The 21,904-nt window shown below is 61.7% G+C and carries 29 protein-coding genes and 1 pseudogene; 12 read left to right on the plus strand and 18 right to left on the minus strand.

The window, feature by feature from the left end; genetic code table 11:
- Nucleotides 1-49: 49 nt before the first annotated feature.
- Together NKH29_RS22685 and NKH29_RS22690 are read right to left on the minus strand one after the other, a co-directional pair.
- Nucleotides 50-340 (minus strand): hypothetical protein, encoded by a 291-nt coding sequence (locus tag NKH29_RS22685; RefSeq protein ID WP_353000616.1) that lies wholly within the window; start codon nucleotides 338-340, stop codon nucleotides 50-52.
- Between the two features lie 23 nt (nucleotides 341-363).
- A complete protein-coding gene (locus tag NKH29_RS22690; RefSeq protein WP_352495582.1) occupies nucleotides 364-876 on the minus strand; it encodes a DinB family protein in 513 nt (170 codons plus the stop codon).
- A 77-nt stretch (nucleotides 877-953) separates the two neighbouring features.
- Here NKH29_RS22690 and NKH29_RS22695 point away from each other — a divergent pair, with 77 nt between their 5' ends.
- The 5 genes from NKH29_RS22695 (at nucleotide 954) to NKH29_RS22715 (ending at nucleotide 4,388) form a co-directional block, all read left to right on the plus strand.
- Nucleotides 954-1,664, plus strand: coding sequence for a glutathione S-transferase family protein (locus tag NKH29_RS22695; protein ID WP_352859428.1), 711 nt, complete (start codon nucleotides 954-956; stop codon nucleotides 1,662-1,664).
- Between the two features lie 313 nt (nucleotides 1,665-1,977).
- A complete protein-coding gene (gene bluB / locus NKH29_RS22700; RefSeq protein ID WP_353000618.1) occupies nucleotides 1,978-2,613 on the plus strand; it encodes a 5,6-dimethylbenzimidazole synthase in 636 nt (211 codons plus the stop codon).
- Between the two features lie 177 nt (nucleotides 2,614-2,790).
- Nucleotides 2,791-3,087, plus strand: coding sequence for a DUF1905 domain-containing protein (locus NKH29_RS22705; protein ID WP_352588611.1), 297 nt, complete (start codon nucleotides 2,791-2,793; stop codon nucleotides 3,085-3,087).
- Nucleotides 3,088-3,205: 118 nt separating this feature from the next.
- The gene (gene ndk / locus NKH29_RS22710; RefSeq protein WP_023719783.1) at nucleotides 3,206-3,628 is read left to right on the plus strand and encodes a nucleoside-diphosphate kinase; all 423 of its coding nucleotides are present in this window, start codon (nucleotides 3,206-3,208) and stop codon (nucleotides 3,626-3,628) included.
- A 151-nt stretch (nucleotides 3,629-3,779) separates the two neighbouring features.
- A complete protein-coding gene (locus NKH29_RS22715) occupies nucleotides 3,780-4,388 on the plus strand; it encodes a class I SAM-dependent methyltransferase (RefSeq protein ID WP_352495586.1) in 609 nt (202 codons plus the stop codon).
- 71 nt (nucleotides 4,389-4,459) lie between these two features.
- Here NKH29_RS22715 and NKH29_RS22720 read toward each other — a convergent pair whose 3' ends face one another.
- The 6 genes from NKH29_RS22720 to pgsA all read right to left on the minus strand — a co-directional run bounded on the left by NKH29_RS22720 (nucleotide 4,460) and on the right by pgsA (nucleotide 7,328).
- The gene (locus NKH29_RS22720) at nucleotides 4,460-4,729 is read right to left on the minus strand and encodes a hypothetical protein (protein ID WP_023719785.1); all 270 of its coding nucleotides are present in this window, start codon (nucleotides 4,727-4,729) and stop codon (nucleotides 4,460-4,462) included.
- Nucleotides 4,730-4,894: 165 nt separating this feature from the next.
- The gene (locus tag NKH29_RS32690) at nucleotides 4,895-5,074 is read right to left on the minus strand and encodes an SDR family oxidoreductase (protein WP_023719786.1); all 180 of its coding nucleotides are present in this window, start codon (nucleotides 5,072-5,074) and stop codon (nucleotides 4,895-4,897) included.
- A gap of 61 nt (nucleotides 5,075-5,135) precedes the next feature.
- Nucleotides 5,136-5,903 carry a YbaY family lipoprotein gene (locus NKH29_RS22730; RefSeq protein WP_023719787.1) on the minus strand — a complete coding sequence of 256 codons (768 nt, stop codon included), beginning with the start codon at nucleotides 5,901-5,903 and terminating at the stop codon, nucleotides 5,136-5,138.
- Nucleotides 5,904-5,989: 86 nt separating this feature from the next.
- The gene (locus NKH29_RS22735) at nucleotides 5,990-6,469 is read right to left on the minus strand and encodes a molybdenum cofactor biosynthesis protein MoaE (protein ID WP_023719788.1); all 480 of its coding nucleotides are present in this window, start codon (nucleotides 6,467-6,469) and stop codon (nucleotides 5,990-5,992) included.
- Between the two features lie 3 nt (nucleotides 6,470-6,472).
- Nucleotides 6,473-6,730, minus strand: coding sequence for a molybdopterin converting factor subunit 1 (gene moaD, locus NKH29_RS22740; protein ID WP_023719789.1), 258 nt, complete (start codon nucleotides 6,728-6,730; stop codon nucleotides 6,473-6,475).
- A 1-nt stretch (nucleotide 6,731) separates the two neighbouring features.
- Nucleotides 6,732-7,328, minus strand: a complete 597-nt coding sequence (gene pgsA / locus NKH29_RS22745; protein ID WP_023719790.1) for a CDP-diacylglycerol--glycerol-3-phosphate 3-phosphatidyltransferase — start codon at nucleotides 7,326-7,328, stop codon at nucleotides 6,732-6,734.
- A 374-nt stretch (nucleotides 7,329-7,702) separates the two neighbouring features.
- On the opposite strand from pgsA, the gene NKH29_RS22750 reads away from it, so the two are divergent.
- The 3 genes from NKH29_RS22750 (at nucleotide 7,703) to NKH29_RS22760 (ending at nucleotide 9,479) form a co-directional block, all read left to right on the plus strand.
- Nucleotides 7,703-7,936 (plus strand): ATP-dependent DNA ligase, encoded by a 234-nt coding sequence (locus NKH29_RS22750; protein ID WP_023719791.1) that lies wholly within the window; start codon nucleotides 7,703-7,705, stop codon nucleotides 7,934-7,936.
- An 80-nt stretch (nucleotides 7,937-8,016) separates the two neighbouring features.
- Complete coding sequence (locus tag NKH29_RS22755; RefSeq protein WP_352859436.1) at nucleotides 8,017-8,934, plus strand: hypothetical protein; 918 nt, start codon at nucleotides 8,017-8,019, stop codon at nucleotides 8,932-8,934.
- A 413-nt stretch (nucleotides 8,935-9,347) separates the two neighbouring features.
- On the plus strand, nucleotides 9,348-9,479 hold the full coding sequence (locus NKH29_RS22760) for a hypothetical protein (protein WP_023719794.1): 132 nt from the start codon (nucleotides 9,348-9,350) through the stop codon (nucleotides 9,477-9,479).
- 195 nt (nucleotides 9,480-9,674) lie between these two features.
- On the opposite strand, the gene uvrC is transcribed toward NKH29_RS22760, so the two are convergent.
- Nucleotides 9,675-11,753: an excinuclease ABC subunit UvrC gene (gene uvrC / locus NKH29_RS22765; RefSeq protein WP_353000620.1), complete on the minus strand. Its 2,079-nt coding sequence runs from the start codon at nucleotides 11,751-11,753 to the stop codon at nucleotides 9,675-9,677.
- On the minus strand, nucleotides 11,750-12,526 hold the full coding sequence (locus tag NKH29_RS22770; RefSeq protein WP_023719796.1) for an SDR family oxidoreductase: 777 nt from the start codon (nucleotides 12,524-12,526) through the stop codon (nucleotides 11,750-11,752). Before NKH29_RS22770 ends, uvrC begins: the two co-directional genes overlap by 4 nt.
- Before the next feature lie 422 nt (nucleotides 12,527-12,948).
- Between NKH29_RS22770 and NKH29_RS22775 the strand changes: the two genes are divergently transcribed.
- On the plus strand, nucleotides 12,949-13,599 hold the full coding sequence (locus tag NKH29_RS22775; RefSeq protein WP_023719797.1) for an outer membrane protein: 651 nt from the start codon (nucleotides 12,949-12,951) through the stop codon (nucleotides 13,597-13,599).
- A gap of 97 nt (nucleotides 13,600-13,696) precedes the next feature.
- Here NKH29_RS22775 and NKH29_RS22780 read toward each other — a convergent pair whose 3' ends face one another.
- Both NKH29_RS22780 and NKH29_RS22785 read right to left on the minus strand, forming a co-directional pair.
- The gene (locus tag NKH29_RS22780; RefSeq protein ID WP_353000622.1) at nucleotides 13,697-14,296 is read right to left on the minus strand and encodes a Pr6Pr family membrane protein; all 600 of its coding nucleotides are present in this window, start codon (nucleotides 14,294-14,296) and stop codon (nucleotides 13,697-13,699) included.
- Nucleotides 14,297-14,596: 300 nt separating this feature from the next.
- A complete protein-coding gene (locus tag NKH29_RS22785) occupies nucleotides 14,597-15,193 on the minus strand; it encodes a glutathione S-transferase family protein (RefSeq protein ID WP_352481789.1) in 597 nt (198 codons plus the stop codon).
- 531 nt (nucleotides 15,194-15,724) lie between these two features.
- Between NKH29_RS22785 and NKH29_RS22790 the strand changes: the two genes are divergently transcribed.
- Nucleotides 15,725-16,147, plus strand: a complete 423-nt coding sequence (locus tag NKH29_RS22790; RefSeq protein WP_210164499.1) for a hypothetical protein — start codon at nucleotides 15,725-15,727, stop codon at nucleotides 16,145-16,147.
- A gap of 457 nt (nucleotides 16,148-16,604) precedes the next feature.
- On the opposite strand, the gene NKH29_RS22795 is transcribed toward NKH29_RS22790, so the two are convergent.
- On the minus strand, nucleotides 16,605-17,135 hold the full coding sequence (locus tag NKH29_RS22795; protein ID WP_031194232.1) for a DinB family protein: 531 nt from the start codon (nucleotides 17,133-17,135) through the stop codon (nucleotides 16,605-16,607).
- Nucleotides 17,136-17,197: 62 nt separating this feature from the next.
- Here NKH29_RS22795 and NKH29_RS22800 point away from each other — a divergent pair, with 62 nt between their 5' ends.
- Complete coding sequence (locus NKH29_RS22800) at nucleotides 17,198-17,833, plus strand: TetR/AcrR family transcriptional regulator (protein WP_502895886.1); 636 nt, start codon at nucleotides 17,198-17,200, stop codon at nucleotides 17,831-17,833.
- A 41-nt stretch (nucleotides 17,834-17,874) separates the two neighbouring features.
- Here the strand turns inward: NKH29_RS22800 and NKH29_RS22805 are convergent, their stop codons facing one another.
- Nucleotides 17,875-18,627: a sulfite exporter TauE/SafE family protein gene (locus NKH29_RS22805; RefSeq protein WP_023719803.1), complete on the minus strand. Its 753-nt coding sequence runs from the start codon at nucleotides 18,625-18,627 to the stop codon at nucleotides 17,875-17,877.
- 127 nt (nucleotides 18,628-18,754) lie between these two features.
- On the opposite strand from NKH29_RS22805, the gene NKH29_RS22810 reads away from it, so the two are divergent.
- Nucleotides 18,755-19,117, plus strand: a complete 363-nt coding sequence (locus NKH29_RS22810; protein WP_352481792.1) for a VOC family protein — start codon at nucleotides 18,755-18,757, stop codon at nucleotides 19,115-19,117.
- Nucleotides 19,118-19,155: 38 nt separating this feature from the next.
- Here the strand turns inward: NKH29_RS22810 and NKH29_RS22815 are convergent, their stop codons facing one another.
- From NKH29_RS22815 to NKH29_RS22830, 4 genes and pseudogenes are all read right to left on the minus strand, one after another.
- A complete protein-coding gene (locus NKH29_RS22815; RefSeq protein WP_352515785.1) occupies nucleotides 19,156-19,608 on the minus strand; it encodes a hypothetical protein in 453 nt (150 codons plus the stop codon).
- A 125-nt stretch (nucleotides 19,609-19,733) separates the two neighbouring features.
- Nucleotides 19,734-20,538 (minus strand): annotated as a pseudogene (locus NKH29_RS22820) (23S rRNA (adenine(2030)-N(6))-methyltransferase RlmJ).
- Entirely contained in the window at nucleotides 20,535-21,146 is a 612-nt protein-coding gene (locus NKH29_RS22825; protein ID WP_023719807.1) for a hypothetical protein, read from the minus strand. The pseudogene NKH29_RS22820 and the gene NKH29_RS22825 overlap by 4 nt, the downstream one beginning before the upstream one ends.
- A gap of 24 nt (nucleotides 21,147-21,170) precedes the next feature.
- Nucleotides 21,171-21,830 (minus strand): TetR/AcrR family transcriptional regulator, encoded by a 660-nt coding sequence (locus NKH29_RS22830; protein WP_352548988.1) that lies wholly within the window; start codon nucleotides 21,828-21,830, stop codon nucleotides 21,171-21,173.
- Nucleotides 21,831-21,904 lie beyond the last annotated feature (74 nt).

Genomic DNA, 21,904 nt, shown 5'->3' on the forward strand with positions numbered 1-21,904 from the left:
GGCCGGCCGGAGATGCGGTCCGTTGTCGGTGGTTTTAGGTCGGCAGATCCTAAATCAGCTGCCTTCTGATGCTCATCCGGGTCACCGCAGTCACAAGAATGGCGCCGATCATGAAATAGATGGTCGCGACAATGTCGCCCTGGTGGAAATAATAACCGGAGTTGAGAAGCGCCAGGACCACGGCGAAGAACGCCACAAGGCGCAAGGGTTCATTGGGCATGCGTGCCAATTCTCGCTGTTGCTGCTGAATGCTGCTGAAGCGGCCGCCCTCACGACCATGCGCTCCATAAAATGTTTTGGCGCTTTTTGCAATCTCGGCAGATCGTCCGCTATCGACCATCCGCTCCGCCAGCCGCCCCAGGTTCAGGCGAATGCCCTGCCCTCCTCGCTGCGCTGGAACATCGTCAGGTCCAGTCCGAGGCTTGGCTTGCCCAGAACGGTCAGGATCGCATGCGCCTGGCCGCGGTGGTGGGTCTGGTGGTTGAAGAAGTGGTCGAGCGCCGGCGCCAACCGCTGCGAGACGGTGCGCATATCCGAGACGGTCATGTAGGAGAAGCGGCCCGACAGCGCCTTGTCGCTCAGGCCGGCAACCCAGTCGATGATCCGTTTGTCCTCGGCCTCGCGCGCCAGCCGCAAGCCTGGCAAGGCGCGGTGCAGGATCGTGTCGAGCCTTGCCGGCGCGTCGCCCTCGCCGGTGAAGCGTTTCATCCAGATACGGTCGGCTGCCAGGAGGTGGTTGAGCGTTCCCATCATCGAGCCGAAGAAGACGCCGACATTGCGGTCGAACTCTTCCTCGTCGAGATCGGCGGCGGCATCGTAGATGCGGCCATTGGCCCATTGATTGTAGGCCGCAAACATCCTGAAATGCTGTTTCATTCTTCTCTCGACCTGCGAGACCCTGTTTCGCGCGGGTCTGTTTCGGGCATAGTTAGACTGCAAGGACGCTGCCGCCAATGACCATTCTGCTCTATGACCTTGTCGGACGCGACGCCGCCCGCCCGTTCAGCCCACATTGCTGGAAGGCGGCGATGGCGCTGGCCCATAAAGGGCTCGACATCACCAGCGTGCCGACCCGTTTCCTCGAAGTGCCGAAGGTGGAAGGCGGCGTCTCGAAGCTCGTTCCGGTGATCCGCGACGGCGAGACGGTGGTCGCCGATTCCTTCGCCATCGCGCTCTATCTCGAGCAGACCTATCCCGAGCGGCCGACATTGTTTTCCGGCGACGGTGGCAAGGCGATGGCGCGCTTCATCGAACGCTGGTCGCAGCTGACCATCCATCCCTACGTCACCACCGCGGCGATACTGGACCTGCATGCCATGCAGGACGAGACGAACGCCGCCTATTTCCGGCAGAACCGCGAGCAGCGCTTCGGCAAGCGCCTGGAGGCGGTATACGCCACCCGCGACGCTGGGCTCGCCAGCTTCCGCGCCGCGCTGGAGCCGCTCCGCTCGATGCTTGGCTATCAGCCCTTCATCGGCGGCCCGTCTCCGCTGTTTGCCGACTACATCGTTTTCGGCGCGCTGCAATGGGCGCGCATCGCCACGCCCTACCGGCTGCTCGACGACAGCGATGTCGTGGCGCAATGGTTCGAACGATGCCTCGATCTGCATGGCGGCCTCGGCCGCACGGTCGCGGCGGCGGCGATCGCCCCGCTCGATAGTTGAAATCGGCAGTTTCATCGGCAACGCCACATTTTGTTCTTGCTTTGTGCCGGCAGCTATGCTACTAATTTGGGTATGGTGCTGATTCGTACCGACGACCCGCCCGGCTTGCCGAGGCGGGTTTTGTTTTGCCGGTCGAGGTCCAACTGCATTGCCGGCAGGGACGTTGTCCGGCCTTAACTGAAAGTTGCCAGCCGGCGAAATGCGACAATGCGGGTAGACGAAGTGTCGCTCGAAGCGCCTCATCCGTGCCTGGATCGAAGCAAACAAGACGAACATCCGGCGAACCGGGCAATCACAACAAAGGCAGCGCGCCATGACCGCAAACCCAGAGTTCCCGGCCGACTTTCGCGCCGGGCTCGCCAATCTCTTCCTGTGGCGGCGCGACGTCAGGCGGTTCAAGCCGACGCCGCTCCCCGAAGGGGCGCTGGAGCGGCTGCTCGAGCTTGCCAGCGCCGCGCCTTCCGTCGGGCTGAGCCAGCCCTGGCGCTTCGTCGTCGTCGAGAGCGAAGCATGCCGCGCTGCCGTCAGGGCCTGCTTCGAGCGCTGCAACGCGGAGGCACTCGCAAATTTTTGCGGCGAACGCGCCGCGCTCTATGGGCGCCTGAAGCTTGCCGGCCTGAATGAGGCGCCCTGCCAGCTTGCGGTTTTCGCCGACCGCGCAACCGAGCAAGGGCATGGGCTCGGCCGCCTGACCATGCCAGCCACCATAGACTATTCCGCTGTCATGGCAGTCCACACGATGTGGCTGGCGGCGCGCGCCGAAGGAATAGGCATGGGCTGGGTCTCGATCCTCGATCCGGCCGAGGTGGCGACGATCCTGGACGTGCCGGCGGAGTGGACGCTGATCGGCTATTTCTGTGTCGGCTATCCAAGCGAGGAAAACAGCGTGCCGGAACTGGAACGGCAAGGTTGGGAAGTCCGGCGCGCTTCGATCGTGATAAAACGGTAGTGCAACGGCGGCGCTGCCATTCTTTTTGCAGGAAAGCCATTCTCTTTGCAGGGGAGAATGACTCCTCCGCTGCAGGGCAGAATGGATATCATGGATGTTTCGCCGATCGTCAGCATCGCCAACAAGAGACCAAGGCAAAGCCAGTCGTGACGGCCTTGATCTGAGGAAGGGCATAGAATGTTTCGCTGCGAGGTGCAGGCCGAGATCTGGGTCTATCCGGGCAAGGGCGGCTGGCATTTCGTGACGCTACCGCCGGAACCTGGAGCATGGATCAAGACGGCGATGGTGGGGATGGCAAGGCCCTGGGGCTCGCTTGGCGTGGAAGCCGTCATCGGCCAGACCAGATGGCGGACATCGCTGTTTCCCGACAAGAAATCCGGCAGCCTGCTCTTGCCGATCAAGACGGCGGTGCGGGTCCGCGAAGGCCTTAGGGCTGGCGACACGGCCAACCTGACGATCGAGATAGAGCTATGACACATTGGGTCTGGCTGACGGCGACGCGCTGTGCGCCCACCTCCCCTTGGCAAGCCGGCGGGCGGCTTGTATAGAGCCCGCCACCCTCAATTCCACTCTCCATCACAAGGACGATCCCATGGCGCTCGAACGCACCTTTTCCATGATCAAGCCGGACGCGACCCGTCGCAATCTCACCGGCGCCATCACCAAGATACTGGAAGATGCCGGCCTGCGCGTCGTCGCTTCGCGCCGGGTGTGGATGAGCCGCCGCGAGGCAGAAGGTTTCTATGCCGTCCACAAGGAGCGTCCGTTCTTCGGCGAGCTGGTCGAGTCCATGTCGTCGGGCCCGACCATCGTGCAGGTGCTGGAAGGCGAGAACGCCATTGCCAAGAACCGCGAAGTGATGGGCGCCACCAATCCGGCAAGCGCCGCCGAAGGCACCATCCGCAAGCTGCACGCGCTGTCGATCGGCGAGAATTCCGTGCATGGTTCCGATGCGCCGGAAACCGCCGCGCAGGAGATCAAATACTGGTTCTCGGACACCGAGATCGTCGGCTAAGCCGGCATCCCGAACCCATCAAAGAGGCCGGCGCAACGCCGGCCTTTTTCGTTAGCAGACATTTCAGGTTCAGGCTCCTCGACGGGTCATGGGTGCGTTAAGCTCGAGGGCACGGATCAAACGCGGTCGCGACAACGGAGCCGACCAGGCCATGACCAGCACCATTCCCGGCTTGTTTCAGGGCACCGAGATGCCGACCGGCGGCTGGTGGGAGGCGTTGTGGCCCGACCCTGCCGGGGTGTTGACGGCGGTGGGAATGAAGCACGGCATGGATGTGGTCGATCTCTGCTGCGGCGACGGCTGGTTCACGCTGCCAATGGCCAGGGTCGTTCGTCAGGTCATCGCCATCGACATCGATGCCGATCTGCTCGAAGTCGCCCGGCGGCGGCTGGCCGACGGAGGCGCGAGCAATTGCGAGTTTGTGGCGGGCGACGCCTATGAGCTTGCCAGGCTGGTGCCCCGGCCCGTCGACTTCGTCTTCATGGCCAACGCTTTCCATGGCGTTCCGGACCGGCCGCGCCTTGCCCGCGCCGTGCGGGCGACGCTTGGCAGGGCCGGTCGTTTTGCCATCGTCAACTGGCACCAGCAGCCGCGCGAGCAGACCACGGTTCTGGGCGAGCCACGCGGACCGAAGACCGAGCTGAGGCTGTCACCCGGACAGACCACCGCGGCGGCGGAAGCAAGCGGGTTCAAGCTCGCCGAACTGATGGATATACCGCCCTACCACTACGGCGCGGTATTCAAACTCGCGACAAATTGAGAATGCCTGGTGTATGCGGTCGTCGCCCGATAGATCTCGCCCGCCGCCCCCTAGCGGCGGGTTCTGCCAGTCTATTTCGCCTGGCGTTCCTTCACGTTCGCATGTTCGTTCGCCGCTTCCGTGTCGGTGGCCGGCGTCTGTGTATCGTGACCTGTGAACGGGCTACCCTGCCCGGGCGCGAGATCGCCGCTATGACCAGCCTTGTTGGTCTGGAAAGGCTGGCTGTCAGGACTGAGACCATGTTGAAGGGCATCGAACAGATGGTCGTCCGCCTTGGCAAGGCCGGTGAAGGCAAGGAGCGATGCACCGGTGGCGGCAAGGATAAGCGCGTGCGTTTTCATGTCTGGACTCCTTTGAGTTAAGGCCAGAACGAGCCGCAGCCATTCTGGCGGCATCAACGAAGGGACAAACATCCCTTTTGCCTTACCCGCCATCGTATGAGGACGTAACGCGCGCTCTGTCCGGTTTATTCCGGCTGAAACACAACGTGATCGACATGCGGCCGATCAGGCGACCGAATAGCCGCCATCGGCGAGCAGGCCGTGGCCGGAGACGAACGAGGCGTCATCGGAAGCAAGGAAGGCCACGACCGTCGCTATCTCTTCCGGCGAGCCAGCCTTTGATGCGCCGCTTCGGCCTGACGTCTGCGCCGCCACCACAGGTGTGATCGTTTCGGAACGGTCCAAGGCCTGTTGAGAATCAGGGCAGGCCGAGCCGGTGCAGGCCTCACCTGAATATCGACAAGTCTCAACTCGCAGCATTGAACCGCAGGATGACGCGGTCATCCTTGTCGGCGATGATGAGCTTGCCGGCGTCGATATGGTACGACGCTGCCTTGGCTAGCGCCTCGAACAGCGCCTTTTCCTCGGCCATGACCTGAGGCGCGCAGGCCTTGAAGGTCGAGCCGATGTCGCTGATGGCGATCGTCGAGCCGTCTACCCTGGCGGTGGCGAAGTAGACGTTGCAAGGGCCGCTGCCGCCGGCCTTGCCGGCTTCGCTGATCCGGAATGTCGCCCGCGGCTCGGCAATCACGCCGATGCCATCGATATATTCGACCAGCCAGCTTTGGCCGAACACGGAGGCTGCCGCCGGCTCATCGCTCGGCGCCGCCATTTTCAGCGTGATGGTCTGTAGCGCGTCGCTGAGCGGATCGACCTGGTGGCGCGTGTCGGTGACGAACAGCAGCCGGTCGTCGACAGTGATGCGCGCCTGCAGAGCGTAGGTCATATCAGGCCGGATCACCTGCGGATCGAAGCTGATCTCGAACTTGATCGGCACCTGGCCGGCCGGCACCACCTTGCGCTCACCGATGATTGCGGCCGGCGCATCGGCCAGCGACACGTCGGCAAGCTGCACGGAAAGCACGGCATTGGGCGGCAGCGCGATGCGCTCGCGATACATCACCTCGCCCTTGAGGGACCTTTCGGCAGCCACGGAACGATCCGGAACGGCAAGTATGCCGACGGCTAGCGGCACCAGTCCGAAGATGAAGAACTCGGCGATCCTGTCCAGCATGATCCTGCTCCCCTTCCGGCAAAGGGTTTCGCAGGATTGCGGTCAATGAATGGCCGGCGGCGTATGGGCATGGCTGTCCCAGGGATTTATTTGGACGGCGGGCGCTTCCAACGGTCCGCCGCCTTGTCGTCGGCATCCTTGGCGTCGACCCAGTTGCCCTCGGAACCGTCGCTATGGTGTTCCTTTTTCCAGAACGGCGCCCGTGATTTCAAATAATCCATCAGGAAATTCGCGGCGTCGAACGCCGCCTGCCGGTGGGCGGAAGCGGCCACTACCAGCACGATGTTTTCGCCCGGCGCGATCTTGCCGTGGCGATGGATGACGGTGAGCCCCTGCAGCGGCCAGCGCTCGATTGCCTCGCAGGCGATGCGGGATATCTCGGCTTCCGCCATGCCGGGATAATGTTCGAGCTCGAGCGCGGAGAGCCTGCCTTGCTCGTCGCGGCAGAGGCCGGAGAAGGTCACCACAGCGCCGATGTCGTTGCGACCCCTGGTCAGCCTGGCGATCTCGGCGGCGACGTCAAAATCCTCCGCCTGGATGCGCACGACAGGCACCACCGCGGACATGGTTCAGCCACCGGTCATCGGCGGGAACAGCGCGATCTCGCGCGCGCCGGCAATCTTCTCGTGGTGCTCGACATGTTCCTGGTTGATGGCGACGCGGATCACGTCAGGATATTGCAGCGCGTTCTCGTACTCCTCGCCGCGCGATTTCAGCCAGCGCAACAGGTCGGCGACCGTTTCGATGCCGGCCGGCAGTTCGACCTCTTCCTCCGGTCTGCCGATCCGCTCGCGCACCCAGGCGAAATAGATGAGCTTCGTCGACATTTTATTCATCCATGATGTGCTTGAGGCCGGCGCGGAAATAGTCGTAGCCGGTGTAGAGCGTCACCAGGGCTGCGATCCACAGCAGCACCAGCCCGGTCTGGGTGGTCAGCGGGAAGATCTTGTCGCCGGCGGGACCTGCAAGCAGGAAGGCGATGGCGATCATCTGGATGGTGGTCTTCCATTTGGCGAGCTGCGTCACCGGCACCGAGACCTTCAAGGCCGCCAGATATTCGCGCAGGCCCGAGACCAGGATCTCGCGGCACAGAATGATGATCGCCGCCCATAGCGACCAGCCGGCGATGCCGGCATGGCGGTCGGTGTCGGCGGCAAGCAGCAGCAGGCAAGTGGCGACCAGCAGCTTGTCGGCGATCGGGTCGAGCATCTTGCCGATGTTGGAGGTCTGCTGCCAGGCGCGCGCCAGATAGCCGTCGAAGTAATCGGTGATCGAGGCGAGCAGGAAAATGATGAGCGCCGACCAGCGCGCGAAGTCGCTCGATTTCAGATGGCCTTCCAGGAAGAAGCACAGCACCACCAGCGGCACCGCCAGGATGCGGGCGTAAGTGAGCATGTTGGGCAGGTTGAACGCGCGCTGGGACATGTTTTGGGAACTCTTTCTGCCTGCTTAGTCAAATCAGAAGCGAATGTGGGGGGTCAACAGGCCAGAATCGATTAGCCAGCCGAAATATCGGCAATAGGGGCTTAGCTCTCGTGAAATAATTATTCGGGACAAACCGCGCAACGTTGCAACCACATGCTCCGATGTCGCGAATCGCCTGTCCCCGCAGCGAACCGCGTAATGCAGGACGCAACCCCCTAAAACATGGGGACAGGAAGACGCTTCTCAACGTACCCTGCGGCAATCAACCGCTCAACATGTAGCATTTTGCGGTCCTCAAGCTTGCACGATCGCGAGCAATACCATCTCACCAGGCGACGTTCAAACGTAAACCCGGTTCGGCACCTTTAGCATTGATGGCCACGCGCGATACGGAACGGCGCTATGTCGGTTCGGCAAACTTCGCCCTGACCAAGGCTATGCGCGAACGCCTTTGGCAACGTGTTCAAGCCGGCAAAGGCACACCACCAAAGGGCGCCGACAAGAACGAGGCCGAATGGATCAAGCCGGACCTTGTCGGCCGGGTCAAAACCCTCAAACGCGAAGACAAGCTACCCCATGCGACCTTGCGAGCTATCCGCGAGGAATAGTGGTTCCAGTACCAATGATGGCGCATGAAGATTGACAGGAGAGCCTCCAACAACGACTGATGTCCTGTTGGGGGAGCGAGATGAAACGTTTTGATTTGCTGGGGCTTGCTGTTCTTGTCGCAACCGTAGCGGCAGTAAGTTATTTCACGACCGGGTCTATCGCCGGCGGGTTTGCCTATGTCGCCGGCGAGGCAGTCGGTATCTTTCTGATGCTTAGCCTAGTTTACTACGCCCTCATAAAGTCCGCGCGCACTAATTTTCGCCACGATATTCTCTTTTTGATGACTGCTGCAGTTCTGGTTCTATCAAACCAAGCAAGGATAAGCGGCTATATCGACGTAAAGCGCTTCCAACGCGACATTCAGGCGGGGGGCGCGGAGAACTTTGAGAAGGCGTTAAGCACATCGCAGACTGTGATAGGGTCTGTAGGTCGCGACAGCCGAGAGGTAACTGACCAGACGAACAATAGTGTTGGACAACTTTTCACTCAATTTGATGACCACACCCTTGATGGGTTTCTAGAAACTGCGAAGGTCAAGGACCGCAGTGTACTATTGGCCTCGTATCAAGCGGCCAACGCCAAGCTGGTACAAGTCCGGCTTGTTATGCCCGCGGTCGATGCATTGCTGGCCGACGAGCGCACGAAAATTGTCGTTATAGCAAGCCGTTTGCCTGAAGGGTCACGAGATCCATTTCTTGGAGGGTTGTCCCAAGAACGGGCCGCAGAGCGCAATTTCGTGGAGCGTAGGGCTACGAATTACCAGCGCATGTTTGAGATCGCCGCGTCAGCGACAAAGCTTCTCTTGGATATGGGAGAGATTTCCATAAATGAGAGTGGCCAAATCCTATTTCCTGACCAGAATGCCCTTAAAAACTACAACGATCTCGTGGACGCTCTCCGACAAGTTGCGCTAGAGGATGAAAAAATCACCGTTGAAGCAGCCGCGTACGACAAAGCGCGCCTAGCCAGTGGCTGGAAGAAGATGATCGGCAACTAATCGCCGGTCACCTAGTCGCGCGTCAACCGATCGACAGTCTCAATGATCGCCTTCTACCCTGTGGCAAATGTTGCAGGGATAAAGCGCCAATGTCCCTCAATCCGAATGCTACAAACCCGGGTGCCGCATGGGACGGAATCATTTCGCGAACAAATGAACGGCGTACGCGAGGGCGCGCGGTCATCTCGGTATGGTGTAAGTAACGCAGATGTGATCGCCCCGTTTCGCGTAAGTTCGTTCCACTCAATGCACGTTGGTTCCACTCTATTCCTGTTCGTGCCACTTGTTCCCCAAACGTCTCGGGTATCACGGCATTTTGCCCGTTGACATCGCGCCGCCTGCCTGCGTCTATCTTAGCAGTTCCTTTTAGAACTTTTCTCAATGGCGAGATCTGTCTTGAAAGGAACGCCCCCATGATAGTTACTCTCGACCTCGGGCAGGTGCTCACCCTGACCGCGAGCCTATTTGGCGTCGTCGCCGGTCTGATCGCGATTGCTCGCTTCATCAAATGGTGGTGGCACAAACCCCAGGAACCGGGCGAATGATCGCGACCGCATACCGATCACCTACCCCCTGCCCTGACACACAGCGCGGTGTGACGGGTTTGGCGACCTCGACGCACTATGATCACCCCCGATATGAAACGCGCGCTGACCGCCCCTACAAAACGAATCTGCCATAAATATCCGGTAGTTATGGCAGATATGAAAGCATCCGGCGATCAATGCGCCAAGGCATTTTCATTTCTCGTGAAAATGATTGTAGACCAATTTCGCCACCTGCTCGGAAATGCCGTCGATCTTGACCAGGTCCTCGACGGCGGCGCGGCTGACGGCCTTGGCCGTACCAAAATGCATCAGCAGCGCGCGCTTGCGGCCGGGTCCGATGCCGCTGATCTCGTCGAGCGGGCTCTTGACCATCTCCTTCTTGCGGCGGGCGCGGTGCGAACCGATTGCGAAGCGATGGACCTCGTCGCGCAGCCGCTGGACGAAATAGAGCACCGGATCGCGAACGGGCAGCGAGAATGAGTCCCTGCCCTTGACGAAGAAGCGTTCGCGGCCGGCGTCACGGTCCTGACCCTTGGCGATGCCGATGGCCACGACGCGGTTCTCGATGCCGAGATCGGACAGGATCTTGCGCACCGCCGTCATCTGGCCTTGGCCGCCGTCGATGAGGATGACGTCGGGCCAGGCCGGAAAGCCGCCGGCGTCCTCGACATCGTCGCCCGGTCCGGTAGCGCCCGCCTCGTCCGCGCTCTCGGTTTGCGGGGCATCGCCATGTTCCTTCAACAGCCGCGAGAAGCGCCGCTGCATCACCTCGCGCATCATGCCGAAATCGTCGCCCGGCGTGATCTCGGTCGAGCGGATGTTGAACTTTCGATACTGGTTCTTCACAAACCCTTCCGGCCCGGCGACGACCATCGCGCCGACGGCGTTGGTGCCCATGATGTGCGAGTTATCATAGACCTCGATGCGCACCGGCGGCTTTTCCAGGCCGAAGGTCTCGGCAAAGCCGGTGAGCAGCCGCGCCTGGGTCGAGGTCTCGGCGAGCCGCCGGCCGAGCGCTTCGCGCGCGTTCTGCAGCGCGTTGTCGGTCAGGTCCTTCTTCTCGCCGCGCTGCGGCACCGAGATCGACACCTTGCGGCCGGCGCGGGTGGAGAGGGCCTCCGCCAGCAATTCCTGGTCCTCGACGCCATACGACAACAGGATGGTGCGTGGCGTCGGCTTGTCGTCGTAGAACTGCGCCAGGAACGAACCCAGCACCTCGCCAGCTTCGAGCGCCGGATCGGCCTTGGGAAAATAGGCGCGGTTGCCCCAGTTCTGGCGGGTGCGGAAGAAGAACACCTGGATGCAGACCTGGCCGCCCTCCTGATGAATGGCGAAGACATCGGCCTCGTCGACGGTCTGCGGATTGATACCTTGATGGCTCTGCACATGCGACAGCGCCGCCAGCCGGTCGCGATAGATGGCGGCGCGTTCGAAATCGAGGTTCTCCGAAGCCTGCTGCATGGCGGCGGAGATCTCCGTCTTCACCTTCTGGCTGCGGCCGGAGAGAAAATCCTTCGCCTCGGCGACAAGCCTTGCATAGTCGCCATGCGAGATCTCGCCGGTGCACGGGCCGGCACAGCGCTTGATCTGGAACAAAAGGCAAGGCCGGGTGCGGTTCTCGTAGAAGGAGTTGGTGCAGCTCCTGAGCAGGAAGGCGCGCTGCAGCGAATTGATGGTGCGGCCGACGGCGCCGGCTGAGGCAAAGGGGCCGAAATAGTCGCCCTTGCGCGAGCGCGCGCCGCGATGCTTGTAGATGCCGGGGGAGACATGGTCGCCGGTCAACAGGATATAGGGAAACGACTTGTCGTCGCGCATCAGCACGTTGAAGCGCGGCCGCAAGCGCTTGATGAGGTTGGCTTCAAGCAGCAGCGCTTCGATCTCGGTGCGGGTGACGACGAACTCCATCGTCGACGTCTCGCGCACCATGCGGCCGATGCGGCTGGTGTGGAACCGACCTTGCGCGTAGTTGGTGACCCGCTTCTTCAGGCTGCGTGCCTTGCCGACATAGAGCACGTCGCCGGCGGCATTCATCATGCGGTAGACGCCGGGCGCGTTGGGCAGCCGCTTGACCAGCGTCTGGATCACCTCGGCGCCGACCATGCCGTCGGCATCGCCGGCATGCGGCGTCCAGTCGATGGCGGTGAAGGTGACGTCCGGACCAGCGGCTGCAGGCTCGACGACCTCCTCGGCTGCCTCGTCCTCGAGGTCGATTTCGGGCGGCAGGTCGTCGGCGCCGCCGCGCGTTTTTTGTTTCTGGTCCATGGGGCTCATTCCGTCATGCCTGTCACATCGGGCGTCTGCCATGCAAGATGCTGGCCGCCGTCAAGCGCGATCATCTGGCCGGTGACCGAGCGTGCCGCCCAGAGGTAACGGATGGTGTCACCGAATTCGGGCAATTCCGGGCCGCGCTTCAGGATCAGGCCGGCAATCTGCGCGTCGAAATCGCTGTCGTGCTGGCGCGTGTTCTTCAAGGTCGGGCCCGGACCGATGGCGTTGACGCGGATGCGGGGACCCAGCGCCTGCGCCATCATCTCGGTCGCTGCCCACAAGGTCGACTTCGACAGCGCATAGGAGAAATAACGCGGCGTCGGCCGCCAGACGCGCTGGTCGATCATGTTGACGATCAACCCCTCACTGCTCTGCGGCAAGGCCCGGGCGAAAGTCTGCGCCAACAGAGCCGGCGCCTTGACATGCACGGCGAAATGGCGATCCCAGGCCGGCCAGTCGAAATCGTCAACACTGTCGTGCTCGAACAGCGAGGCGTTGTTGACCAGCAGCGACACCGGTCCGAGCGCCGCCGCCGCGCGGCCGACAAGGTTGCCGACGGCGTCCATGTCGGTCAGGTCGGCAGCAACCACAGCGGCCCTGCCGTCTCGACCAAAATGACCACTGTTGATCCCGGCCGCCAGTGCCTCCGCCTCGGCCAGCGAGCGATTACAGTGAATGGCGACGGCAAAACCGTGCGCAGCAAGATCCTCGACGATCGCCCTGCCGATCCGCTTCGCCCCGCCTGTCACCAGTGCCGTCGCAGCGACCTTGCTCATCTGTCAATCCTCAATCTGATGCCGATTCCGACCTGCCGGGACCGGGCCGGCAAAATATGGCCTGCCAAGTGTTAAATCCCATTTCCACCTGGGGCAGGATTGTGGCAAAGTGGCCCGGTCGGCATTCTGGCTCGACCGGAATCCGGGCCAGCCCGACCGCAATATAGGGCGCGGGAGCCCTTGCACCAAGCCGTGTGCAGTGCAGCACGGCGAACCTGCTGACATCTCGCTGTTGCGAAGATGCAACGTCAAGGTTCTGCCTCATTCGTGCCAGGGAATGACCCAAGTTCAGGTTCGCTTCAGCCGCATTTCGACACGACATTTGGAACCGTTGAACGCCGGATCCGTTTCACCCCCCGGACGGGTTGAGGGCGCTCATGAAAAAACAAGCCTGTGTCCTGTGGCTTAAGGAGTAAAGAACAATGCAAGCCAATCTTAAATTTGCGCGACCGCTCGCGGTGGCGTTTGGGCTGTTCGCCCTCGGCGGAACCGCCTATGCCGCGGACGTGGTTCAGGAAGAGCCGCCGGCACCTGCCCCGATCGCCGAACTTCCGGTCGCATCCTGGGCCGGCCCCTATGCCGGTGTGAGCGTCGGCTACGGCTTCGCCGGCCATGCCGATGCCAAAACCGTTGGTGTCGACATCGATACCAAGGGCTTCGTCGGCGGCGTCTTCGGCGGCTACAACTGGCAGCAGGAGAACTTCGTCTACGGTGCCGAAGCCGATATCGGCTATAACGGCGTCAAGGGCGACGATGCCGGCATCGAGGCCAAGGGCGGCGTCGAAGGCTCGCTGCGCGCTCGCCTGGGCTACGCTGTTACCCCGGAAATCCTGCTCTACGGCACCGCCGGTGGCGCGCTGAAGAACCAGAAGGTGGAAGCCGCCGGCTTCAGCGACACCAACACCATGCTCGGCTGGACGGCCGGCGTCGGCACCGACATCAAGATCACCGACAATGTGTTCGGCCGTGTCGAGTACCGCTACACCGATTTCGGCGACAAGAACTTCGACGGTATCGGCAAGGTCAAGTCGACCGACAATCGCGTCACTTTCGGCGTCGGTATGAAGTTCTAAGTCGTCCAAGCCACGACACGAAAAAGCCGGGCCTCGCGCCCGGCTTTTTTTGTGCCCGGTGCCCATCCTGTCGGCATGGGCACGCGTGATCTCGAGGTCAGCGTTGAGCCAGCATCCGGTCGACCAGGACCAGAACTTCGGCTGCTGCGATGAAACCGAGGGCGATAGTGGCGGCATTCGACATGACTGCGACCCAGCCATTGGCGGACACATCTATGAACGGGTAAGCGTATTTCCCTTCAGCGACACCACGAGCCAGGGCATAAGCGAGATAGGCCAGGGGATAGAGCGCCCATAGAAGCGGATCGCGCCACGAGAGCCTCCCCTTTCGCGTGAATAGAAGCCAGAACAATAAGACAAGGACAGGATTGAGTTGGTGGAGCAGAAAGTTTGCTTCGGCGGTCGCGCCAGCCAAAGTGCGCAGCCCTTGGAGCAACACCGCGAAAATCACCGCGACCAGGGCCATCACGGCAGCCGTCCACGCCACCAGCGTTGGATGGTCGAAACGCTCCCCGAGGAGCGCCATGGCTGCGAATACAATGGCGACAAGACCGTTGGTCAGGATCGTGAAATATCCCACCAACACCCACAGCGAGCCAAGCATCGAAGCACCGCTCTTGATCAAGGTGCTGAGTTCAAGGCCAATGCCAGTGCACGCGGATAGACAAATGATCAGGGCAAACAAGCGCTGGATCAAATCGCCCTCCCCCATCGGCTTACGTTTGAGAAAGCGACGATAAGACTGGGCGGAACGTCTGTCGACCAAAATGCCCCCAGGACCAACGCTTCCAGCCTCGCCGGCCCGGCTCACTCCCAGCATGTCGAAATTGGCCGTTGCGCCTCCCCCGCCAGGAATCCGCTAAAGCGCGTCGCGTTCGACCGGCGGCATGCGATGCGCCTTAGGTTCCTGTTTTATGCATGTCGTTATCACAAAACCGCTGCACACTTTTGCGCGACATGCATTAGGGGAAAATCGGTAGCTTCGCCATCCCCGCCCTCAAGCCGGAATGCCGGGCTTCAGCTCCGGGAATTTCTCGTCGAAGCGTGCCGCCCAGCGCGTCAGCCGGCCGCGGCCCTTTTCCCATTTTCCGGCGAAGCGCAGCGAGAGATAGCCGAGGCAAGCGCGCAGCGCGATCTGGCCGACAGTGATTTTCTTCGGCAGCTTCGGCGGGTTGGCGTTGAGCAGATCGAGCGCGGCCGAAATCTTGCTCCACTGGCGCTCGAGCCAAGGCTGGTAGACCATCTGTTCGGGCCGCGTGCGCCGCTCATAGACCATCGACAGCGCGCAGTCGCAGATGCCGTCGGCCAACGCCTCCAGCACCTCCGCCTCGAGGCGCTTGTCGGGATTGCGCGGAAACAATGCGTTCTTCGACATCCGGTTGAGATGCTGGGTAATGGCGCGGCTGTCGTGGACCGAGCGGCCGTCGTCCAGCACCAGCACCGGGATCTTGCCGAGCGGATTGGCGCCGATCAGCGCGGCCGGCTTTTCCTCGGTCTTTATCGGCACGAGATCGACCGCAATGCCGGCATGAAGTGCTGCCATGCGCACCTTGGAACTGTAGGGAGAAGTAGACGCGTAGAGCAGTCTGGGCATTGTCGATTCCTGTTTACCGGCTACAGCTCCATATGTCCTGTTGGACGCGCAAGAGGACGCGGTAGCATTGTGACTTCGCGCATGACCCCCACCGAAAATCGATTCCGATTGGGGCTCGTGCGTGGGCACCGTTGACCGATCATGCTGGCTTCATCAACGGCCAGAGGCGGAAAACCGCGCCGCCAGCACGCAGCCATTGTCTCGACTTCAATCTGGATGCGATGAGCCGGAGGTGCGGCGGCAGAAGCGAGCAGGTCGGACAATCCAAATCCGATCAGCTACCAACTCGGCCTTGCACCGAAGGTTGGTCTTTGGCAGCCACGAAATCCCACCGGACTTCGCCGCGTGGCGAAGTCCTGGGAGCTGCGAAAAGACATCTTCCTCCCGCCTCTTTCTCGTCCTGCCCGACCGTCAGCTAGCAAGCGAGGCGCCTGTCCGGCATCCCGCCCTGGCTGTCTTGAGTACTGTCCCCGGCGATCGGAGAGCGGCGACTACTTCTTGGCCTTCGCCTTTGCGGGCGCTGCCTTCGGCTTGGCCGCGGGCGCTGCTTTCTTCACTGCTGCGGAAGATTTTGCAGCGGCGGCCTTTGCCGGTGCTGCCTTCTTCGCAGCGGGTTTCGCAGCGGCCTTTGCAGCCGGCTTCTTGGCCGGTGCCGCCTTCTTTGCCGGTGCAGCCTTGGCCTTGGCCGGTGCTGCTTTTGCCTTGGCAGGTGCTGCTTTCTTCACGGCTGGTTTTGCTGCCGCCTTGGCGGCCGGCTTTTTCGCCGGCGCTGCTTTTGCCTTAGGCGCGGCGGCCTTCGCTTTGGCAGCGGGTGCTGCTTTCTTCACAGCAGTTGCGGCCTTTGCCGCCGCTGCTTTTACTGGTGCTTTCTTTGCCGGTGCCTTGGATGCCGGCGCTTTGGATGACTGCTTAGCCATATCATGCCCCTTCCGTTGTGCCGACGGCCGTTATTGACCCGGCGCGCAATGCATATCTGACTCGCGGCTTGCTAGCCAGCGAAGCATTAGAATGATTTCTGCAGCTTAAGTTTCGGTTACGGCGAGCGCGCGACCATTTTACCGGTGCAAAAATCGGCTGCGAATCTTTGTGTCGCGCAGCGAAGTTCTGCGACAGAAATTCTGCTCGCTCTATCTCGACCGGTCTTCGCGTCAAGCTCAGGACCTTTTCGACCAGCTCTGCGCTTCAACGTCCGACGCTCAGCGCGAACATTGTCAAGAGCGAAGGCGGTCGCCCGCCTCGTCTTGTCCGAAACGATAAACTACAGGTAAGTACGAAGCAACGCGACGAGCACGCCGCTGCACTATCTTGCACGACGCGATGAAAGTAAGCAGATAGCTCGCATTTCTGAAAGACAGGATATCGCTCGATAGATCCGGTCGAGCCGATCTCCTAATCGAAAACGCTCGGCCGTTCAGGCGCCGAGCGGCTCGCGCTGCTTCTGCAGCCGGCGCGAAGGCTCGGCCCTGTGGAGATGGACGGCGAAGGTATCCCATGGCGGCGTGACGGAAATCTGCGCCAGGATGCGCCCCGCTTCACCGCGATGATAGACGCCGTGCAGTACGACGTGGGTCAGCATTTCCTGTCGCGACATCAATGCCTTATCCCCGTCGGTGAACACGAATGCGACGGGCTCGGAGAGCTGTTGCGACGAAACGGTTTCGAGATAATCGAGATACCACCGATCGGTCGCCGCGACTGCGGCACGAAGTTCGTCGAGGGCCGGCGTGTCCTCGCTGGCGTCGGCGGAGTAGCCATGGCTTGCACCAACCAGGTGGGCTGAGAATATCGGCGACACCACATGGCTGTGATCGATGAGCCGTATCACGGCCTGCCGTTCCTTGCCGTGAACGGGCGGGTCGAGACTGACGAGCCTTTCCAGCAGTTCGTCATTTGCCCAGGCCTGATAGGCAAACAGGCTGCGAAGCAGGGCGTGCGCACTCATGGTCGGTGTCCTTTTCTGGAAATGCGAGTATGTTGTTCATATTTTCAGGAGAATGGGCGGGCGTGTCTACTCGCATTGCAAAACCGTATCCGCGCATGCGCAAGCAGCCGCGCCAGGCGCGTTCCAGGGCGACCGTAGAGGCGATCGTCGAGGCAGGGGCTCATGTTCTGAGCGGGCTGGGCTGGGCCGGCTTCACCACCAACAAGGTGGCCGAGACTGCGGGCGTGAGCATCGGCACGCTCTACCAGTATTTTCCCGACAAGCTTTCCCTGCTCGAAGCCGTCCGGCGCCGTCATTTCGATCATGTGCTGTCGGTCATTCGCGATTCGGCGGAAGGCCAAAAGCCGCTCAGGAAATTCGCGCAGGAGCTGGTGCGCGGCATGATCGCGGCGCACAGCATTCACCCGACACTGCATCAGGTGCTGCTCGACGAGGCGCCGGGCGATCGCGGCTCCAGGGCCGCCCACGCTTCGTTCCAGACACAATATCTCAACCACTACGCGACCGCCGTCGCCGCCTATCGCAAGCCAAGGAAAGGCGCCGACATGGAGACCGTCGCGCGCGTGCTGTCGTCGGCGATCGAAGGTGTGATCCATAACGCGGCACGCCGGAACATGCTCGCCGCGCCGGAGCTGCAAAAGCAACTCGTCGAACTGATCTGCGCCTACCTATCGGGCGCGGGCCGCATCGGTCGATAGCGCAGGGCACGGCGGAAGTCGGGGATTTCTGTACGTCGGATTCAAACCCGGCTCATGAGATGCGGCAAGGCCGATGCCAGCAATGCCGCACCTGATGCGGCCAAGAGCGTGAGGACGATCTTTCGAAACGTTGCTTCGCTGATGCCGATGTAGAGTCTCGCGCCAAGGAGTGTCGGTATCAACATCGCCGGCGCGACGATGGCAAACATCGGCAGCATTTCGAGCTTGATCTTTCCGGTCGCAAGATAGGCGGCCATCGTCATGGAGAGGGTCACAAGGTTGAAATTCTGGATGACAATGCGCTGCCTGTCCTTTTCCCATTGCCGCAGCACGCACCACAACGTTGGAACCGGGCCGGTGAAGCCGCCAAGCCCGCCCATGATGCCGCCAACCAGACCTATTGCACCGTCTGCAACAGGACCCCCGAACGTGATGGGAGGGAGGCGACGGGCAAAAAGCATCAAGGGACACCAAACGACCAGCAGCGCGCCGAAGATCAACTTGAACAAGTGCACATCCAGCAGGGGCAGGATGGCGACACCGACCGGAATTCCTATGGTCCCGCCGATCAGGAATGGCAGCAGAAGCTTGAGGTCGAAACCCCGGCGGACGGTGACGGCGGCGATGATTTGGCCGGTGAGCGCCCCAAAGACCGCCATGGCAGCAGCAAGCTGGGGCTCCACGGTCCAAACCCAAAACGACATGGCAACCAGGCTGAAAGCGAACCCGGACAGCCCTTGGACGAAACCTGCAACGACCGCCCCAATTGCAACAATATAAACAAGCGAATCCATGTAGTGCTGTTTCCCCGCAAAGTGATCGATGTGGCCGGTTGGCGTTGACCTGCATGGAAATCTACGATTTTCGCAACCTCCGTCCGACCTTGAGCGCCGGACAGTCCACACACCAAAAGAGGTATGAATGCCCCCCTTGCCGAGCTTGGCATTTGTCACATGGTTTTCGGCTGACCCCAGATCAGCCGCGGCTTTCTATGCGAATTTCGGAATTGTCTTCAGGCAAGAGCAGCACGGCTCCGGTCCGATACATTTCGCGTTCCAAGGTCAAGGGCTCGCGATCGAACTCTATCCGGCAAACGAAGGAACGACGGCGGAAGGAGCGGGAACGATGATCGGCTTCGAGGTCACCGACGCGGACGAAGCGGCTTCTGCCGCGAAGGCCAATGGTTTTGGAATCATTGCGGATGTCAAGGCGACGGCTATGGGCAGGCGTGTGATCGTCCGCGATCCTGACGGCCGTCAGGTGTTTCTTTTCTCGACCACCTAAGTGACGCAACAATCCATCGGGAATCGGAAGGCACTGGTTCAGCGCAGGACGCGGCAGCGGCCGTTGTAGACCATCCAGCGGTCGAAGCCCGAGACGCAGAATTCGACATTGTCGCCTATCGAGGCAAAGCCTTGGCCTTCCTCGATCAGATACCAGATGGTGCGGGCGTGGCCGTCGGAGAGGCTGACGGTGGCGCCGCAATAACGGCGGCCGATCGGCCAGGTGTCGTCGGCCGGCAGATAGCGATGCTGGTGGATGCGCTGGAAATCGACGATCTGCACATCCGGCAGATGCGGCACGTGATGCACCTGATACGAGAAGCGGTCGGTGATTTTGTTCAGCACCCAGGCCTCGCCGCAGACGCCGCTGTCCTCATCGGTATAGATTGCAAGGTCGGCGGCCTGCACCGCCTGAGTAACGCCGAGAGGCGCAGCCAGCGGCGTGCAAACGGCGAGCAGTGCGGCAAGGGCGGATTGGGCGAAGCGAGTCATGGCAGCCTCTCAAGGTCGACTGCGCGCACTGTGCGGATTCGCTGACGCGCGGTCAAGCGGTTGTAGTGACGATGGTTACGGTGACGAAGGTTGCGCTGAGGGAACGGCAAGGACCGCACCTCAAACTACTCTCCCGCCAGCCAGTCCAGCGTCCAATGCGATGGCTGCTCGACAGCAAGCAGCCGGTGCAGCGCCGGCAGCAGCGTCCGCAACTCGCCCTCCAGGGTGAAGGGCGGATTGACCATCACCATGCCGCAGCCGTCGAGGCTCGGCTCGACCGAGGCCGGCCTAATCTCAAAGCCGACGTCGAGCAGCCTGGGAATGCCCGTTTGCTTCAGCGCCTTTCGGAAGGCGGCGACCGCCTTGCGGTCCTTGAGCGGATACCACAGCGCGTAAATGCCGCCTGGCCAGCGCCGATGGGCTCTTTGCAGCCCGTCGACCAAGCGACCGAACTCGCCCTCTTCCTCGAAAGGCGGATCGATGAGCACGAGGCCGCGCTTCTCCTTTGGCGGCAGATGCGCGCCGAGCGCCAGCCAGCCGTCGAGCTCGATCACCCGGGTCTGGAAGTCACCGTCGAACAGCGCCTTCAGCCTGGCAGCATCCTTAGGGTGCAGCTCGACCGCCGACAGCCGGTCCTGCTTGCGCAGCAGGTGCCGGGCGATCAGCGGCGAACCCGGGTATTTTTTCACGCCGCCGTCCGGATTGAGCGAACGGACGGCTCCAAGATACGGTGCCAGCAATGCCGCCCTGCCATTCGCCCGTCTTTTGCGCTTCGGTTGAGGACAGATCGTAGCGGCCGATGCCGGCATGGGTGTCGATGACCCGAAACGCCTTGTCCTTCTGCTTCAGATATTCGATCAGCCGGCTGAGCACGGCATGCTTGACGACGTCGGCGAAGTTCCCGGCATGGTAGGCGTGGCGATAGTTCAATTGGAGCCCCTGCCCCAGCGCGGCGGTGGCGGCTGCGAGTTCGGATTTTCCGGCCGGCGGCCGCCGAAACGGAATGCCAGCGCCAGCCCGGCCAGGCCGGCCGCCATCAGGGAAAAACCGACCGGCCGCGCCCGGCGGTCGACCTCGCCGGCAGCCGAGCGCAGGACGAGGTCGACGGCCCGCATCGGAATGCCCTCGGCGTCGCCCGGACCGACGGTGAAGATGTAGGAACCGGGGGTAACGCTCGGGATCAGGCCGGCCTCGTCGCGAAAGATCCTGTCCGGCAGCTGTGGGCTGACCTGGCGCGGATTGTCGGAGTGATTGAACTGCAGCGTCGAGGCGAGCACCGTCCTGCCGCCGGTGGCGGCGGTCAGGGTCAGCACGGTGCGCTGCTGCGAGACGATGCGCTCGGCTCTTGCAGTGAGATCGACCAGCACGCGTAGCGGCCCGTCGCGTGCGCTCAGGGCCACCGTCACCGGCTTGAACCGGCCCTGGTCGTAAACCCGCCAGGTGCCGATCTCACGGCCGGAGAAATTGGTCATCGCCCAGGGATAGACGACGCCGATGCCGGTACCGATGAGCAGGATCAGAAGAAACAAAAAGCGCATGCGGACAATGCCCCGTTGATGCAACTACCTCGCATTGGCACCGTCGCGGATACGCTCCATCTCGTCCAGCAACATGTCGAGGCCTATATCGAAGGTCTTGTCAAAACCGGCTGTGCCGAAATATGCCCCGGCAGCCATGACGCCGGGGAAATCCCGCGCTAGCGCTTCATCGCTCACCGTGGTGACCGCCGAAGGCCCTTTGGCGTAGCCGGCCGTCTCGTCAAGGATCGCGCCCATCAGATAGTAGCTCGTGGCTCGGAACAACCGGGCGCTGAGTTCCAAACCGAAACCGCCGGCTTCGAACAGGCCGATCACGTCGTTCAGCTTGGCGAGACATGCCGGCGAATTCATGCGGTAGACCACAATGAACGGCGCAAAGGCCGGATGTTCGGTGGCGACCCGGCGGTATTCCTTCACGGCGACGTGGATCCGCTGGCGCCAACGCATGCCGTCGTCAGGAATCTTGATCGAGCTGATCTGTCGATCGACCAGTGCCTCGTAAAGATGCGCCTGGGAGGGGAAATGATGGTAGATGCTCATCGCTTCGCAGCCGAGTTCTGCCGCCAGCTTGCGCATCGAAAAGCCGGAAAGCCCCTCCCTCTCGATTACCTCGAAAGCCGCATCCTCGATCATCTCGCGAGACAGCCGGCCGCGCGTTCGCTTTTTTTTGACTGATATGTCCATGGTGCCGCTTGACAACTTACGCTGTAAGGTTAATTTTCGACATTACCTTACATCGTAAGGCCAACCAAAACCAG

Origin of the sequence: Mesorhizobium sp. M1295 (genome assembly GCF_040318135.1) — a bacterium.
Taxonomy (GTDB): domain Bacteria; phylum Pseudomonadota; class Alphaproteobacteria; order Rhizobiales; family Rhizobiaceae; genus Mesorhizobium.

Excerpts from the sequence above, each read along its gene's own strand:
- NKH29_RS22685 (WP_353000616.1), bottom strand. The coding sequence starts at position 340 with ATGGTCGATAGCGGACGATCTGCCGAGATTGCAAAAAGCGCCAAAACA.
- NKH29_RS22690 (WP_352495582.1), bottom strand. The coding sequence starts at position 876 with ATGAAACAGCATTTCAGGATGTTTGCGGCCTACAATCAATGGGCCAAT.
- NKH29_RS22695 (WP_352859428.1), top strand. The coding sequence starts at position 954 with ATGACCATTCTGCTCTATGACCTTGTCGGACGCGACGCCGCCCGCCCG.
- bluB (WP_353000618.1), top strand. The coding sequence starts at position 1,978 with ATGACCGCAAACCCAGAGTTCCCGGCCGACTTTCGCGCCGGGCTCGCC.
- NKH29_RS22705 (WP_352588611.1), top strand. The coding sequence starts at position 2,791 with ATGTTTCGCTGCGAGGTGCAGGCCGAGATCTGGGTCTATCCGGGCAAG.
- ndk (WP_023719783.1), top strand. The coding sequence starts at position 3,206 with ATGGCGCTCGAACGCACCTTTTCCATGATCAAGCCGGACGCGACCCGT.
- NKH29_RS22715 (WP_352495586.1), top strand. The coding sequence starts at position 3,780 with ATGACCAGCACCATTCCCGGCTTGTTTCAGGGCACCGAGATGCCGACC.
- NKH29_RS22720 (WP_023719785.1), bottom strand. The coding sequence starts at position 4,729 with ATGAAAACGCACGCGCTTATCCTTGCCGCCACCGGTGCATCGCTCCTT.
- NKH29_RS22730 (WP_023719787.1), bottom strand. The coding sequence starts at position 5,903 with ATGCTGGACAGGATCGCCGAGTTCTTCATCTTCGGACTGGTGCCGCTA.
- NKH29_RS22735 (WP_023719788.1), bottom strand. The coding sequence starts at position 6,469 with ATGTCCGCGGTGGTGCCTGTCGTGCGCATCCAGGCGGAGGATTTTGAC.
- moaD (WP_023719789.1), bottom strand. The coding sequence starts at position 6,730 with ATGTCGACGAAGCTCATCTATTTCGCCTGGGTGCGCGAGCGGATCGGC.
- pgsA (WP_023719790.1), bottom strand. The coding sequence starts at position 7,328 with ATGTCCCAGCGCGCGTTCAACCTGCCCAACATGCTCACTTACGCCCGC.
- NKH29_RS22750 (WP_023719791.1), top strand. The coding sequence starts at position 7,703 with ATGGCCACGCGCGATACGGAACGGCGCTATGTCGGTTCGGCAAACTTC.
- NKH29_RS22755 (WP_352859436.1), top strand. The coding sequence starts at position 8,017 with ATGAAACGTTTTGATTTGCTGGGGCTTGCTGTTCTTGTCGCAACCGTA.
- NKH29_RS22760 (WP_023719794.1), top strand. The coding sequence starts at position 9,348 with ATGATAGTTACTCTCGACCTCGGGCAGGTGCTCACCCTGACCGCGAGC.
- uvrC (WP_353000620.1), bottom strand. The coding sequence starts at position 11,753 with ATGAGCCCCATGGACCAGAAACAAAAAACGCGCGGCGGCGCCGACGAC.
- NKH29_RS22770 (WP_023719796.1), bottom strand. The coding sequence starts at position 12,526 with ATGAGCAAGGTCGCTGCGACGGCACTGGTGACAGGCGGGGCGAAGCGG.
- NKH29_RS22775 (WP_023719797.1), top strand. The coding sequence starts at position 12,949 with ATGCAAGCCAATCTTAAATTTGCGCGACCGCTCGCGGTGGCGTTTGGG.
- NKH29_RS22785 (WP_352481789.1), bottom strand. The coding sequence starts at position 15,193 with ATGCCCAGACTGCTCTACGCGTCTACTTCTCCCTACAGTTCCAAGGTG.
- NKH29_RS22795 (WP_031194232.1), bottom strand. The coding sequence starts at position 17,135 with ATGAGTGCGCACGCCCTGCTTCGCAGCCTGTTTGCCTATCAGGCCTGG.
- NKH29_RS22805 (WP_023719803.1), bottom strand. The coding sequence starts at position 18,627 with ATGGATTCGCTTGTTTATATTGTTGCAATTGGGGCGGTCGTTGCAGGT.
- NKH29_RS22810 (WP_352481792.1), top strand. The coding sequence starts at position 18,755 with ATGCCCCCCTTGCCGAGCTTGGCATTTGTCACATGGTTTTCGGCTGAC.
- NKH29_RS22815 (WP_352515785.1), bottom strand. The coding sequence starts at position 19,608 with ATGACTCGCTTCGCCCAATCCGCCCTTGCCGCACTGCTCGCCGTTTGC.
- NKH29_RS22825 (WP_023719807.1), bottom strand. The coding sequence starts at position 21,146 with ATGCGCTTTTTGTTTCTTCTGATCCTGCTCATCGGTACCGGCATCGGC.
- NKH29_RS22830 (WP_352548988.1), bottom strand. The coding sequence starts at position 21,830 with ATGGACATATCAGTCAAAAAAAAGCGAACGCGCGGCCGGCTGTCTCGC.